The sequence below is a fragment of the Rothia mucilaginosa genome (assembly GCF_001548235.1).
GTDB lineage: Bacteria > Actinomycetota > Actinomycetes > Actinomycetales > Micrococcaceae > Rothia > Rothia mucilaginosa_B.
Genome location: NZ_AP014938.1, coordinates 1,465,159 through 1,479,643, shown reverse-complemented (window position 1 = coordinate 1,479,643; position 14,485 = coordinate 1,465,159). Strand labels below are relative to the sequence as shown.

The following is a 14,485-nucleotide window of genomic DNA, read 5'->3' as shown; positions in this document are numbered from 1 at the left end:
CGATGTCTCACCATATTCCTTCTGTTTCGTGGTACCAGGCCCGCCAGATTCTGCATGAGCAGGGCCTGGATATTGCTCACCATGTGAAGACGGAGTCTTTGCCGTTGCTGGCGACGATTGGTCACTACTTGGCGGCTGATATTCATTCGGTCATGCCGGTACCCCACTACAGCTCTTCGGCGATGGACGGTTACGCTGTGGCGGGTGCGCCTCCGTGGCGTCTGGTGACCCCCGCGTACCCGGAGGATTCTCGCGCGAATATTCACCGTCTGACGGTTCCGATTGCTCCGGGTGAGGCGACCCCGATTCTGACGGGCGGGTTGATTCCTGAGGGCACTGAGGCGATTGTGCGTGAGGAGCATTCGCGCCTGTATGAGGGTGCGGAGGCTTCTTCTCGCCCTGGTGTTGCTGCTCATTTGGAGACTGCGTCGAGCATTCATTACCTGGATATGGCGGAGGGTTTTGAGCCTCCAGCCGTGGGTGCTGATATTCGCCATGCCGGTGCTGAGCTGGAGCGTGGCGAGTTGTTGGCGCGCCACGGTGACCGTATTTCTGCGCGTATGGCGGCGTTCTTGGGCACGAATGGTTTTGATGAGTTGCCGGTGTACGCCCCGATTCCGGTGCGTTGCGCGTTTACGGGTAACGAGGTCATTACGTTTGGTGTGCCTGCGCCGGGTCAGGTGCGTGATGCGTTTGGCGGCTTTATGGAGCATGCGATTATTTCTGCTGGCTGCGAGGCGCGCCCTTCGATTCGTCTGGCGGATGTTGAGTCTGAGTTCCGCACGTTCTTGTCTACGTCGACGGCTCGTGTGTTGGTGTTTACGGGTGGGTCGAGCACCTCGGGTGTTGATTTGGTGCGTAAGGTGCTCAACGATATGGGTGCGACGTACCTGTTTGAGTCGGTGGATGTGCGTCCGGGTCATCCGGCTCTGGCTGCGCGTTTGCCGGTTCCGGAGACGGGCCCGAATTCTGGTCGTGAGCGTTTTGTGTTGGGTCTTCCGGGTAATCCTTTGGCGGCGTACACTGCTTTGTATTCGTATTTGCCGCCGCTTTTGGCTGGTATGCGGAATATGCCACTGCCTGATTTGGATTCGGCGGTTTTGGGCGGGCCGGTGGATACTTTGCGTAAGCCGGCGGGAGTTCGTCTGCTTCCGGTGTCGGTGCGTGATGGTGTGGCGTATCCTCTGCCGAAGTCGGCGTCGCATATGTTGTCGTCGTTGGCGGCGGCTACTCATTGTGCCGTGTTGGATGATTCTTCGGTTCGGGGTTCTGCCCACGAGGTGGGGGCTCGGGTGCCGATTATTCCGGTGCTGTAGGCCGGTGCTGTCAGCCGATGCGGTAGAGGGGGCAGCCGAAAAGCGCTTTTCTCGTTTTTCGGGCTCAGGTAGATTCCGCGGAGAGGGTATAGTAGAAAGATATGTCAATCGTTTAGCATATCGAAGGGAGCCCCCGTGGCAAAGCCCAAACTCAGCGACGTTGCAGCACTAGCGGGTGTCTCCCCCACCACCGTCTCCCGCGTGCTCAATAACCGCGGCTACCTGAGCGAAAGCACCCGCACCAAGGTCCACGAGGCCATGCGGGAGCTCGGCTACCGACCCAACGCCATCGCCCGTAGCCTACAGGGTCAACGCTCGCAGATGGTGGGCCTCATCTTCCCCACAGTCGCGAACCCCTTCTACGGGGAGATGGTGTACCGCCTCGAAAGCCACCTCGCCGAAGAGGGCTACCGGGTCATTCTTTGCAATAGCGACGATCACCCCGAGCAGGAAAAGCGCTATCTGGAGATGCTCTTTGCCAATCAGGTGGACGGCATCATCAGCGGCGCCCACTCAGACGCACTGGTCAATATTCCCCACGCACAGGCTCCCCTGGTGACCGTAGACCGCCTCGAAAGCGGTTTCTACCCGAATATCCGCTCCGATAACTACGGAGGCGCCCGCGCCGCCACGGAGCACCTCATTGCCACGGGTTCGCAGAATATCGTCCACGTGACGTCGACTCTGGGCGAGCACAATGAGCGTCAGCGTGGCTACCGCGAGGCAATGCTTGAGGCGGGACTCATACCGGAGTTTGTGGAGCTGGGCTTCCGCCCCTCGCTGGGTATTAAGCGCGAGGTGCTCTACCGCTACCTGGATGAGCGCGCCGAAAGCCCCGAGCCGGTGGACGCGGTCTTTGCGTCCAACGATAATTACGCCGCATTGGCGCTGGGGTGGGCACGTGCTCGAAACATCCGTGTTCCCGAGGATTTCCAGGTGGTTGGTTACGACGGCACGCAGAGCGTTCAACTGCTCATGCCGGAGCTTGCAACCGTGGTTCAGCCGATTGAGGGTATGGCGAAGCGTACCGCGCAGCGTCTGCTGGAACTCATTGAGCTGCAGCAGGGAGAATCTGCTGAGGAAGATACTCCCCCAATTAGCCAGCCTGAGGATGTGCTCCCCGTTGAGCTCCACCTGGGGGCAACGGTGCGTTCTATCCCGAATCTGGATCAGATTCAGCCTGATACCTCTGCCCCGGATGAGCTCCAATAAGAAGCTGCCCATCCTTTGACCATAAAAAGCCGCCCCACCGTGCGAGTGCTCACGGTGGGGCGGCTTTCGTTTATGTATTTATCGGTTTGTGTTGGCATCCGGAAGTTTAGGAGGTGCGCTGCACAATCTCGGTGGGGCCGGTACCGGGGTAAACCATACCGACGGCGTGTGCCTTGGAGAAGATACCGTGGAGCGGTCCGAGGGAGAAGAATCCGCGGCGCTCGTAGAGGCGTGCACTGTCGTAGGTCGATGCTTCGAGGTAGGCGGGGTAGTCACCGATGCGTTCGGTACCGTAATCGAGTAGCTGGGATCCGATGCCGCGGCCTCGATACTCTTCGAGAACACCAATGTTGAAGAGGTACCAGTGCTTGTACGCGGGGCGGTACTTGAGCAGGTGCAACTCCATCATGATTGCCTTCAGCAGGGTCTTGCAACCGAGCGCCTTGTAGTAGGCGCCAAACTGCTTGAGCTCGTTAGCGAAGGAACCTTCGTGAGATTCGGGGGTGTTCCAGAGGCAGACACCCACGATCTTGCCGGTGGAGTTATCGATAGCGATGTCGATACGTCCGCGGCCCTGGAAGTTGCCGTAGACCTGCAGGGTCATGATAGCGCGGAGCTTGGCAAGTTCCTGTCGGCGGCTACCGCCTGCAATGACTGCCATCATGGCGGGATCTCCGTCGAATGCGGCAATCAGCACTTCAAGCGCGTCAGCATATTCATGAGGCTCGGCGGTGCGGACAGTATAGGAAGCTAAGGTCATATTCACCCTTTACAAAAGCTTGAAACTATACATAAATATTAGCTGGATTATTCACTCCTGGCCAATAAATTGTGCCTTATCAAGACATTTTTCATCGCCATGCACCGAATATGTGCCAACTTATATTGCACTATTATGCATAATTTTTATGCATATTTATTCACACTACTTTTACATGTTTTTGCAGGAAAAATTGCACACCCCGCACCAACTCTAGGAAGAGCGGTACGGGGTGTACATCACGTTGAGGTTATCTACTCACTAAGAGTGCAGACTATGCGTTAGCCTTTGCCTTCAGTGCAACCTTCAGAAGCGAATCTGCGCTGGTCACAGATGCGCCCGAAACCTGGACATCTTCAACCGAAGCAGCTGCCTTCTTGGCGTTAGTGATCACCATGGGGGTTGCCAGCGGGTAGCCAGCCGCCTTGATGGCGGGAATATCGAACTCGGCGATGACGTCGCCGCGCTTGACAGTGTCGCCCTTAGCAACCTTGGGCTCGAAGTGCTTGCCGTCGAGCTCAACGGTGTCCATGCCGATGTGCATCAGCAGATCCAGGCCGTCCTCGGTGCGCAGACCGTATGCGTGGCCGGTGGGGAATGCAACGGTAATCTTGCCGTCAGCCGGTGCGTAGAGCTTACCTTCGGTGGGCTCCACTGCGGTACCTGCGCCCAGTGCGCCGGAGGAGAAGGTGGGGTCCTTGACGTCAGCCAGCAGAACCACGGAACCGACCATGTGGGAGCCAATCTCGACGCTCTCGCCAGCCTCAGCCGCTACAGCGGCAGCGGGAGCGGCTGCAGCGGGTGCCTCAGCTTCCTCAGTGTTGCCAGCCTCAACCTTCTTGCCCCAGATGAAGGAAGCAACGAAAGCGATGACGGTGGTCAGGATGAGGCAGCCGAAGAAACCAGCCCAACCTGCGCCGGTGGTGGGACTGATAGAGGGGAAGCCGATGTAACCAGCGGCACCCAGAGCAATTGCCTTAACATTCAGGATGGAAGCAACCATTGCGCCGATACCAGCTGAGACGATTGCAATGTAGAAGGGCCAGCGCAGAGCCAGGTTCACACCGAACATTGCGGGCTCGGTAATACCCAGGAACGCGGAGGGCGCAGAAGCTGAAGCAATACCCTTGATCTTCTTGTTCGTAGTGGTCAGTGCAACACCGGCTGCGGCAGCACCCTGCGCCACGTTAGACATGGAGGCAACAACGAAGATGAAGGAACCACCGGTAGCCCACAGGCTCATCTCGATGGGCGGGAATGCCTGGTGCATACCGGTCATCACGATGAATGCGTAGAAGGTACCGAAGATCAGGCCGCCGAGCGGGCCGGCAACAGTGTAGAGCCAGTTGATGCTTTCACCCAGCCAGGTACCGGCTGCGAACATGGGCGGGCCGACCAGGATGAAGGTCAGGAAGCCGGTGATGAGGATGGTGAGGGTCGGGGTGAAGATGAAGTCGATGGTGCCCTTGAGGACCTTGTGGAAGAACTTCTCAATGTGGGACAGGATGAAGGCAACCAGCATGATGGGCAGCACGGTACCCTGGTAGCCCGCCTGCTGAACCTGCAGGCCGAAGAGGTTCCAGTAGGTCATGGGGTCGCTACCCTCAACACCAGCCAGCGACTTTGCGACGCTGTAGCCGTTCATCAGTGCCGGGGAAACCATTGCGGCACCCATGGTCATACCCAGGTAGGGGTTACCGCCAAAGACCTTGGTGGCGGAGAAGCCAACCAGCACGGGCAGGAAGGCGAAGGGAGCTGCGGAGAGCAGGTTGATGATATCCGCAAAGTCAGCCCACTCGGGATGCATCGCAATGAAGCTCTCGGGGCCAAAGATACCCTTGGAAGTCAGCACGCTGTTGATTGCCATCAGCATACCGCCACCGACCAGCACCGGGATGAGCGGGACGAAGATGTCTGCAATGGTCTTGATGAAGCGGGAGACAATGTTGCCCTGCTTCGCGGCGATGCTCTTGAGGTCATCCTTGGATGCCTCGGGTGCGCCAGCGGCAATGAGGTGCTTGTGCACCTCGTTGACGTCGCCGGGGCCGACGATGATCTGGAACTGGCCAGCGTTGAGGAAGCTGCCCTTGAGGTCCTCGTCGTTATCGATTGCTGCCTGGTCGACCTTGTCCTGGTTCTTCAGGACGAGGCGAAGGCGGGTTGCGCAGTGTGCGGCTGCAACGATGTTGCCGGCGCCACCGACATCCTTCAGCACGCGCTGTGCCACTGACTTGTGGTCCACGCTCGCTCTCCTTTGTTTGGAGCACCACCGTATGATGCTTTGTGAATGAGGTGAGATATGTCTGTGTGTGCATGTCATACATATGTCATACGTTTGACATATCAGATGTAAAACATGGTATCACGGGAAAGTTCTTAAAAGCGAGGGCCCACCCTCCACGCGGAGAGTGAGCCCTCAGACATATTCAGAAATTACCGGAAAGCCCCCGTGTAGGCGGCTCCCAAGGTTTAGAAAACGGCTTAGAGGCGGCCATACTCCAGGGACAGCACCTCGCCACCGGTCAGGCGGACACGGCGCTTATCGCCCTTGAAGAAGGTGCGAGCAGTCATAACCTCAGCACCCATGGACGCAACCAGCTTGCCACCCACGTACAATTCGGTAGCCGAACCGTCCACGAGCAGGTCAAACTCGCGAATCTTCGAACGCTTCAGAGTGCGGCGGCGCAGGCTACCGCCCTCGGTGTAGCGGGTACCGCCACGGTCCATCTGCACAAAGTCCTTATCCAGAACGATGCTCAGAGCCACGCCGTGGGTGTCCTTAATCTTCAGCTTCACGCGCTCATCAGAGACATTCACGCGGCCGCGCAGACGGAAGGTCAGGGCATTCTTCAGCTCAACGAGCTTGCCCTTCTCCTCCTCGCGGTACAGCGGGGTCATCTTCATCGCGTCGTTGAGCTGCGGCACCGGACGCTGGAAAATCTTGCCGTTACGCAGGTGCAGCTCACGCGGGTAGGTGAACATGTGCACCCAGCGGTGGCTCCACGAGGGCAGGTCGTCCTGGTCAGCATTACCCAGCCAAGCAATCATTACCGGGGCGTCACCGCATACATCGTGCGGTGCCTTCGGGTCGGCGGTCAGGCCGGTGCCGGAGATGGTCTGCGGGGCGTAGAACTCGAAACCTGCATCCAGCTCGGTGAAGGGGGTCTCCACGGTGAACTTGAGGGTCTCGTTATCCAGCGAACCAACAATGTAGCCGCTCTGGAAAATGTTGTTGTACTTCTCACCGAGGGGCTGCATGCCCTGCGGGCTGAAAATCAGCACGTCGCGGATTTCGCCGGTCAGCTCATCACGCATGCTCAGCAGCGAGGGGCACTCGTACATGTAGGTGCCCTTGAGGGTCTTATCCTTGATACCCAGCTCACCGCGGAAGGTCCACTCGCGGCGGTCAGCGGAGGTGTACACGACCACGGCGCCGGTCAGGTCCTCACGCTGAGCACCAATGACCATCCACCATTCACCATTACGTTCAAAGACGTGCGGGTCGCGGTAGTGCGCGGTGTAGCCCTTCTCGGGGCCGGAAATCAGCGGGGGCAGCTGACGGGTCGGCTTCGCATCCTCACCCGCAGTTGCAAGGATCTGGTAGGTTTCGCGGTTGCCTTCTTCATCCTTCACGTTACCGGTGTAGAAGAACTCAAAACCGCCGGGCACCTTAATGCCGGAACCGGAGTAGCAGCCGTGCGAGTCGTAGCGGCTGTCGGGAACCAGGGCGGTACCCTCATCGGTCCAGTGAGTCAGGTCCTCGCTCACGGCGTGGCGCCAGTAGACCATACGCTCCGGGTGCAGGGGCGAGTACTGGTAGAAGGCGTGGTAACGCTTGCCGTCGAAGACCAGGCCGTTCGGGTCGTTCAGACGGCCCACGGGAGGTGCCAGGTGCAGTGCCGGGTAGTCGCGGTCTTCACGCACACCAGCGCCGAAGGCATCCAAAATCTGCTGCGCTTCAGCAGCCAAGTCGCGGGCGGGTCGCTCGGTTGCGCTCTTCTTCTTTTTCTTCTGCTCGCTCATGTCTATCCGTTTTCGTGTATGGGGAATGTCTGGGTTATCTCATCCCATCATACGGCACCTCTCCCCCGCTGCCGGGCTCTAGGAGAGAGGCACCACAATGCTCTCCAGCCTCTCTCATCCGAGGCACAGGGCGGTCACAGCGGCAGATACCGCCACCTGCCGAGGAGATGGCACATATCCCGTTTGCTACAGGAGAAAAAGGGCTGATACAGCAAAACCCGCCGCCTCGCCTAAGCATAGTGGGGCGAGGCGGCGGGTGCCGTTAAAAGCCGCGAGGCGGCGCATCCAATGGATGCACCGCCCGCGTAAGAATCGAGAAGAAGTCGATTACTTGAGGGTGATGGTTGCGCCAGCAGCCTCGAGCTGCTCCTTAGCCTTCTCAGCGTCTTCCTTGGAAACGCCCTCGAGCAGAGCCTTGGGAGCGCTGTCAACCAGGTCCTTTGCTTCCTTCAGGCCGAGGGAGGTCAGGGCACGAACTTCCTTGATCACTGCGATCTTCTTGTCGCCAGCGGACTCCAGGACAACGTCGAACTCGGACTTCTCTTCAGCAGCGTCACCGCCTGCTGCGCCGCCTGCTACAACAGCAACGGGAGCTGCTGCGGTGACGTCGAACTCTTCCTCGAATGCCTTAACGAACTCGGAAACCTCAACCAGGGACAGTTCCTTGAATGCTGCAATGAGTTCTTCGATGGACAGCTTAGCCATTGTTTGGCTCCTTCACTATCTGGTGCGGGCTGACGCCCGCGGTGTAAATCTTCAGTACCTACCCGAAAGGGTCGGTCAAATTTAGGGTGCGTTACACGCTGTTCGCGTTCACGCTGCTGAGTATCTCAGCGCTGGTGCAGTAGCACGAAAGGGGCTTATGCCTCTTCCGAAGCCTCCTCGGCAGCAGCGGGAGCTGCGCCTTCCTGCTCCTCCAGCTTGACGCGCAGTGCGTCCACAACCTGTGCGATGCGTGCGATGGTAGCCTTTGCACCACCTGCAACCTTGGACAGCAGAACCTCGCGGGATTCCAGGTCAGCGTAGCGCTTGACGTCGTCCTCGGAAAGAGCGGCACCTTCGTAGTAACCGTTCTTCACAATCAGCTGGGGGTTAGCCTTGGCAAAGTCACGCAGGCCCTTAGCAGCATCAATCAGGTCACCCTTGATGAATGCCAGTGCGGAGGGACCCTGGAGGTGGCCGTCGAATGCGTCGATGCCAGCTTCCTTAGCTGCGATAGCAGCCAGCGTGTTCTTCACCACGGCGTATTCGGTCTCTGCACCGAGTGCGCGACGCAGCTCCTTGAGCTGTGCAACAGTGAGACCGCGGTATTCGGTCAGGATGACTGCGTTCGAAGCTTCGAAGAGTTCCTTCAGCTCGGATACTGCAGCGATCTTTTCCTGAGTCGCCATGGTAGTTCCTTCTTCCGATTCTTGTAAGGTCGCCGGTAGAGCCTCGAAGCATTTATTGCAAGCAATAAAAAATGCCCCGACGCGTAGGCGTACGAGGCACGATAGACGGCACCCTGAATGAGGGCAACGGCTATTCACTTCGAGTTACCTACGCGGGCGGCGATTTCTAGTGAAATCTGCTCTTATCAGAACTCTGTTCTTCGTCTCCACCGAGGTGGCGATAAAGGACATAGTTCTAGACCGGCGGTCTTTGGTTCATTCATCATCTCAGGTTAAAGCCCTAGCCGCAAGTTAAAACAAGAAATTCATGGGATTAAGCGGGGTTAATCACTTAAAGCCCCTCTTTAAGCCGATTAACCCGCGCTTTCTCCCATCTGAAAGGTCCGACTAAAAGCCAACAAAGACGCGTTTTAGAGGTAAAAACGCTTTCCATTCGAGAACACGAAGCAACGCTCCGCCGCCACACCAAGGTGCACCCGGTCCCCCACGTTTAGGGAGGAGCCGCTCTGCGCATCGGGAATAAAGAACTCAAGCTCCTGACCGGCACGCACCCGGGCATACATTCGGGCACTCAGCTCAGAATCCGCCGAAGCCCGCCGAGATTCCAGAGGTAGGGAAACCGCCTCCAGCAAACGCGCACGGTACAGCATTCCACCCACCAGGTGGCGACTGCCAAGCACCTGCACCGGCAGGGAATGAGCAGCATCAGCCGCCACGGGGCACAAAGCAGTCGCACGAATCGCCAGCTCACACCCGGCAGGTAGAACCGCAGAATCCTCAAGAGCCACAAGGTTCAGCGCGGGCGCCGCCAAAAGCTTCGCCACCTGCAGAGTATGCGGATGCGCCAGCAGACGCTCCGGAGTATCCACCTGCACCAGGTAACCGGCATCCATAACCGCCACACGCTGACCCAGCATGAGCGCCTCATTCTGATCATGGGTCACGTACAGGCCCGTAAAACCGTAACGCTCATGCAGGCGCACAATATCGGCACGGATACTCGCGCTCATCTCTTCATCGACGCTCGCCAGCGGCTCATCAAAAAGAACCACCGGGGCACGACGAATCAAAGCACGCGCAATACCCACACGCTGAGCCTGACCACCCGACAGTTGCGAGGGCTTACGAGACTCCAGGCCCTCAAGCTTCAAAGCCTCCAGCAGTTCACGGTAGTAGTCCATATCAACCCCACCCGAGAACGCGCCCAGCCGAGTCGGGAAGAGAATATTGTCCTTCACGCTCAGGTGCGGGTACAGAATAGGGCGCTGAAAAACCACACCCACCGAGCCACGCTCCAGAGGCTGACCAGCATAGGTCACCCGACCCGCGCTCGGCTCCTCCAGGCCGGCAATAATGCGCAGCAGAGTGGACTTACCCGTACCCGAAGAACCAACCAGAGAAATCAACTCGCCGGGGTGCACATCCAGGTCAATCTCATTCAGAACCGTCGTATCGGCGCAAAAGGTCTTAGCGACGCCTCGAATGCGCAGGCCATCAAAGGGCTCCGCCGCGGCAGAAGAGTGGGATGCAGAAGTCATTCCCCCATTATCGCCGAAACTCACACCCGGCACGGGCGCAGAAGATAAGCACCGTCATAAAACGGTGCACAAGCCTGGTATCAGAGTCTCATGTGAGCGCCCTAGCTCGGGCGCACCAGCAAACGCCCCTTCAACGCCAGATGCAGCGTGCCCGCCCATAGGAAGATGAGGAAAGCCGTACCCACCACCGTCAAGACAGGCCCCACCAGCCCCAGCGAGCCAGCAGCCGTCAAGCGAATACCACTCGCAGCCATGGAAGCCATACCGAAGGAGAAGCCCCACATGCTCATCGAGAAACCGCCCTCAAGCACCCACGGGAGCAAACGCATCAGGAAAATCAGCTGCAAAATGCCGTAACCGGTCAGCACCAGGAAGAACCAGTCAACCGTGCCGCCATTAGCCGCCAAGTACGCGTTACCACCCACAAAAGGCGGTGCCATCTGGATACCAATAATGCCACGCTCCCCCTGAGGCAGCGGGGTCAGGGTGCGCAGGCGGCTCAGAATCGCAGCCTCGATACTGAACCACGAAATCAGACCCGCACCGAAGAAAAGCATCGCCATATCGCGCCATCCCACAAAACCCATCGCTGTAGCGGTCGCAAAATTTGTCGCCACAGTGGGCAGATACAGCACCGGCGAGGCCGCCTCGGGCGCATACCCACCACGCCATGTGCCGGCGATACGATGAGACGCAAAATACAGCTGGCCCACAGCCCCCAGCACAACCAGGGTCAGAGCCGGAGCCTCAGCATACGGGTAGAGGGCCGCACCCACCTGCGCCGTCGTCGCCGGAATCAGCGAAAAGAAACAGGTACGCGCCGGATGCTCCCAAAAACCACGCACCCACGCACGGTACTTCACCACCGAGTGAACCAGAAAACCCACAAGGAGCAACCACACCACGGCGTTAAAAGCCAGGATGCTCTCGCCCACCCAATCGGGCGCCATTCCCTTCGACGCACCGGTACGCCAAGCGGCACCCAATGCGCCGGTACCCAGCGCCACCGCAAAATAATTAACCGGCACGCTAAGGCCCCGACGGGCTATCTGCGCATTCTGGGTAGAAGAAGACATAAACTCTCTCTCGTCATGGATGGGGTGATAAGGAAGCGTACGGGCTTCTTCCGTCAACGGTTCAGATACCGGAAGAAGCAATCACAGCCAGGGGTTCATTCTACGTTTTAACTCTATACAAGCTGGAAGTCTATGACGTACATTAACCGATGCTCACCACGCAACGTCGTGTTTCTTCATATAAATCCGCGCATAAAAAATCGCCCCCGACGCCTAAACGTCGGGGGCGATTACTAGCTCATGCTAGAAGCTACAGGTGCATACCTTAGGCAGCAACGGCAGCCGGATCAACGGGGATGCCGGGGCCGAAGGTGGTAGCAACGGTTGCCTTGGAGATGTAACGACCCTTAGCCGAAGAGGGCTTCAGGCGGTTAACCTCTTCCAGAGCTGCCTGGAAGTTCTCATCCAGCTGCTCAGCGGTGAAGGAAGCCTTACCGATGATGAAGTGCAGGTTGGAGTTACGGTCAACGCGGAAGTCGATCTTACCGCCCTTGATGTCTGCAACAGCCTTTGCAACATCCATGGTCACGGTACCGGTCTTGGGGTTCGGCATCAGGTTACGGGGACCCAGGATCTTACCCAGGCGGCCGACCTTGCCCATCATGTCGGGGGTTGCAACCGCTGCGTCGAAGTCGGTCCAGCCGCCAGCGACCTTTGCGATCAGCTCGTCGGAACCAACGTAGTCAGCGCCAGCTGCCTCAGCCTCAGCAGCCTTGGGGCCTGCTGCGAAAACAACCACGCGAGCGGTCTTACCGGTGCCGTGGGGCAGGTTCACGGTGCCGCGAACCATCTGGTCTGCCTTACGGGGGTCAACGGACAGACGCAGTGCAACCTCAACGGTTGCGTCGGTCTTGGTGGAAGAGGTCTCCTTCGCCAGGGCAACTGCCTCGGCGGGGGTGTAGAGCTTACCCTCTTCAATCTTGGCTACAGCTGCCTTGTACGCCTTGCTGCGCTTTGCCATCTGCTTTTCTCCTTATGCAGTTGTGGTCTCGTGAGCCGCGCTCGGCTCTGCCACATCCCGTCCATACGACGGGCATTTACAAGTTCTGTGTAGAAAAATCTACGGTGCCGATTACTCGGCTATTCGGCGAACCGAAATTACTCGACGGTGATACCCATGGAACGAGCGGTACCTGCGATGATCTTGGAAGCAGCATCCAGGTCGTTTGCGTTCAGGTCGGGCATCTTGGTCTCAGCGATCTCGCGCACCTGAGCCTCGGTCAGCGAACCAACCTTGGTGGTGTGAGGAACAGCGGAGCCCTTAGCAACGCCAGCAGCCTTCTTGATCAGCTGGGAAGCCGGAGGGGTCTTGGTGATGAAGGTGAAGGAGCGATCCTCGTAGACGGTAATCTCAACGGGGATGATGTTACCGCGCTGCGACTCAGTTGCAGCGTTGTATGCCTTGCAGAACTCCATGATGTTCACACCGTGCGAGCCCAGTGCGGGGCCGACGGGGGGAGCCGGGTTAGCGGCGCCTGCCTGGATCTGCAGCTTGATGAGGCCAGTGACCTTCTTCTTGGGAGCCAATGTAGGGTCCTTTTCTTAGCTGGGAACCGACGCACAGGAGCGTACGCCGGCAAGACGGTGACCGTGGCGCGGTCACCCGTGCATCCGCATGAAAGCGTGACATGCGCATACACAAACCAACATTCTAGCGTTAATCAGCGACTTAATCCAGCGCCAGCTAGCAGAAAGGTTAAACCTCGTCCGCACAGCCACCGCTAATAACGCCACCACAAAATATGAGCCCCGCACCAACAGTGCGAGGCTCATATTCACACGCTAAAAACGTTAAATCTTTTCGATCTCGGTGAAGCTCAAGGTCACCGGGGTGTCGCGACCGAAGACGGAAATCATCACGACAATCTGCTGGGACTCGCCCTTGATCTCCGAAACGGTAGCGTCCATGCCCTCGAAAGCACCGGACTTCACGCGGACATTCTCGCCCACAGTGTAGTCGGACTCGATAACGGGCTTGGAAACGGGCAGGCCCTGGCTCTGCTGCTGCTCTTCGAAGACCGGCAGAAGCATGTCGAAGACCTCGTCCATGCGCAGCGGGACCGGGTTGTACGCATCCTGACCCACGAAGCCAGTCACACCGGGGGTGTGACGGACAACGCCCCACGAGTGGTCGGTCAGTTCCATACGCACCAGAACGTAACCGGGAACGCGCACGCGGCGGATGGTCTTCTTCACGGTGTTCTTGAACTCAACCACAGTCTCCATGGGAACCTGAACCTCGAAGATCTCATCTTCAGCTTCCAGGTTCTGGATACGGGTCTCGATACCGGTCTTCACCTTGTTCTCGTAACCGGAGTAGGTGTGCACCACGTACCAGTCGCCCATCTGACGGCGCAGCTTGGACTTGAATTCTTCCAGAGCGTCAACTTCCTCAGCCGCCTCAGCAGCTGCTTCAGCCACCTCGACAGCCTCGGTAGCTTCCTCAGCCTGCTGCTCAATAGCCGCAGACTCCTCAGTAGCCTCAGCAGCGGCTACCTCGACCTCTTCAATCTCGGATACCAGTTCCTGCTCGGACACGTCGCTCCTACTTTCTATCGTTAATCATCTAGAGGGGACTCCCACTCACCAATGCGTTGAGGGAAATCACTGATGGGGCACCCAGATTAAGGATGCAGCCAGTACTAGTTACGCTGAATCGTTCCGTTACCGAAAATCCAGAATGCTCCCTGGCCGAAAAGATAATCCAGACCAGAAATAAGCAGGAGCATCACCACGACGAAGAACAGAACTCCGAAGAAGTAACCAACCAGTTCGCGTCCGGTGGGAGTAGTAACCTTCTTCAACTCCGCAAAAACTTCACGGAGGAATGCAAAAATACGGCCGAAGAAACCGAGCTTCTTATCGTTCTTCGACGATGCGCCGGGCTGAACAGCCTTCTCGGCGGTAGCAGACGATGCCATTTCTTCTGCCCCTTTCTGAGTCTAAAAAAGTACGCCCGGAGTGCGGGCGTACAAATTATTTATTGAGGCAATAAAAGCAGGGCGGACAGGACTCGAACCTGCAACCTGCGGTTTTGGAGACCGCTGCTCTACCAATTGAGCCACCACCCTTTGAAGTTTTCACTTCAGGTGTGAGAGTTGCTTCTCACTCGTTCACTCCTCTATTGCCTCGCAAGCCGTGGGCTTTAGAGGGGCAAACAATTACACCC

13 protein-coding genes and 1 tRNA gene are annotated in these 14,485 nt (G+C 58.0%); 2 read left to right on the top strand and 12 right to left on the bottom strand.

The window, feature by feature from the left end; translation table 11 throughout:
• Window positions 1–2: 2 nt before the first annotated feature.
• Together RM6536_RS05800 and RM6536_RS05795 are read left to right on the top strand one after the other, a co-directional pair.
• Window positions 3–1,316, top strand: a complete 1,314-nt coding sequence (locus RM6536_RS05800) for a molybdopterin molybdotransferase MoeA (RefSeq protein WP_060824405.1) — start codon at window positions 3–5, stop codon at window positions 1,314–1,316.
• Between the two features lie 135 nt (window positions 1,317–1,451).
• A complete protein-coding gene (locus RM6536_RS05795) occupies window positions 1,452–2,528 on the top strand; it encodes a LacI family DNA-binding transcriptional regulator (RefSeq protein ID WP_060824404.1) in 1,077 nt (358 codons plus the stop codon).
• Window positions 2,529–2,634: 106 nt separating this feature from the next.
• Here RM6536_RS05795 and RM6536_RS05790 read toward each other — a convergent pair whose 3' ends face one another.
• From RM6536_RS05790 to RM6536_RS05735, 12 genes are all read right to left on the bottom strand, one after another.
• Window positions 2,635–3,288 carry a GNAT family N-acetyltransferase gene (locus RM6536_RS05790; protein ID WP_060824403.1) on the bottom strand — a complete coding sequence of 218 codons (654 nt, stop codon included), beginning with the start codon at window positions 3,286–3,288 and terminating at the stop codon, window positions 2,635–2,637.
• Window positions 3,289–3,562: 274 nt separating this feature from the next.
• Window positions 3,563–5,530 carry a PTS beta-glucoside transporter subunit IIBCA gene (locus RM6536_RS05785; RefSeq protein ID WP_060824402.1) on the bottom strand — a complete coding sequence of 656 codons (1,968 nt, stop codon included), beginning with the start codon at window positions 5,528–5,530 and terminating at the stop codon, window positions 3,563–3,565.
• A gap of 239 nt (window positions 5,531–5,769) precedes the next feature.
• Complete coding sequence (locus tag RM6536_RS05780) at window positions 5,770–7,311, bottom strand: glycoside hydrolase family 32 protein (RefSeq protein WP_060824401.1); 1,542 nt, start codon at window positions 7,309–7,311, stop codon at window positions 5,770–5,772.
• A 327-nt stretch (window positions 7,312–7,638) separates the two neighbouring features.
• Window positions 7,639–8,016 (bottom strand): 50S ribosomal protein L7/L12, encoded by a 378-nt coding sequence (rplL, locus tag RM6536_RS05775; RefSeq protein ID WP_060824400.1) that lies wholly within the window; start codon window positions 8,014–8,016, stop codon window positions 7,639–7,641.
• Between the two features lie 155 nt (window positions 8,017–8,171).
• Window positions 8,172–8,702: a 50S ribosomal protein L10 gene (rplJ, locus tag RM6536_RS05770; protein WP_060824399.1), complete on the bottom strand. Its 531-nt coding sequence runs from the start codon at window positions 8,700–8,702 to the stop codon at window positions 8,172–8,174.
• A 410-nt stretch (window positions 8,703–9,112) separates the two neighbouring features.
• Window positions 9,113–10,240 (bottom strand): ABC transporter ATP-binding protein, encoded by a 1,128-nt coding sequence (locus tag RM6536_RS05765; protein WP_060824398.1) that lies wholly within the window; start codon window positions 10,238–10,240, stop codon window positions 9,113–9,115.
• 101 nt (window positions 10,241–10,341) lie between these two features.
• Entirely contained in the window at window positions 10,342–11,316 is a 975-nt protein-coding gene (locus RM6536_RS05760) for a TDT family transporter (RefSeq protein ID WP_060824397.1), read from the bottom strand.
• 265 nt (window positions 11,317–11,581) lie between these two features.
• Window positions 11,582–12,277, bottom strand: coding sequence for a 50S ribosomal protein L1 (gene rplA, locus RM6536_RS05755; protein WP_060824396.1), 696 nt, complete (start codon window positions 12,275–12,277; stop codon window positions 11,582–11,584).
• A gap of 137 nt (window positions 12,278–12,414) precedes the next feature.
• Window positions 12,415–12,843 carry a 50S ribosomal protein L11 gene (gene rplK / locus RM6536_RS05750; RefSeq protein WP_005504870.1) on the bottom strand — a complete coding sequence of 143 codons (429 nt, stop codon included), beginning with the start codon at window positions 12,841–12,843 and terminating at the stop codon, window positions 12,415–12,417.
• Between the two features lie 264 nt (window positions 12,844–13,107).
• Window positions 13,108–13,854, bottom strand: coding sequence for a transcription termination/antitermination protein NusG (gene nusG, locus RM6536_RS05745; RefSeq protein ID WP_049338063.1), 747 nt, complete (start codon window positions 13,852–13,854; stop codon window positions 13,108–13,110).
• Between the two features lie 104 nt (window positions 13,855–13,958).
• Window positions 13,959–14,237, bottom strand: coding sequence for a preprotein translocase subunit SecE (gene secE, locus RM6536_RS05740; protein WP_049327538.1), 279 nt, complete (start codon window positions 14,235–14,237; stop codon window positions 13,959–13,961).
• Between the two features lie 77 nt (window positions 14,238–14,314).
• Window positions 14,315–14,387: transfer RNA gene (locus tag RM6536_RS05735), tRNA-Trp, on the bottom strand.
• Window positions 14,388–14,485: the final 98 nt, after the last annotated feature.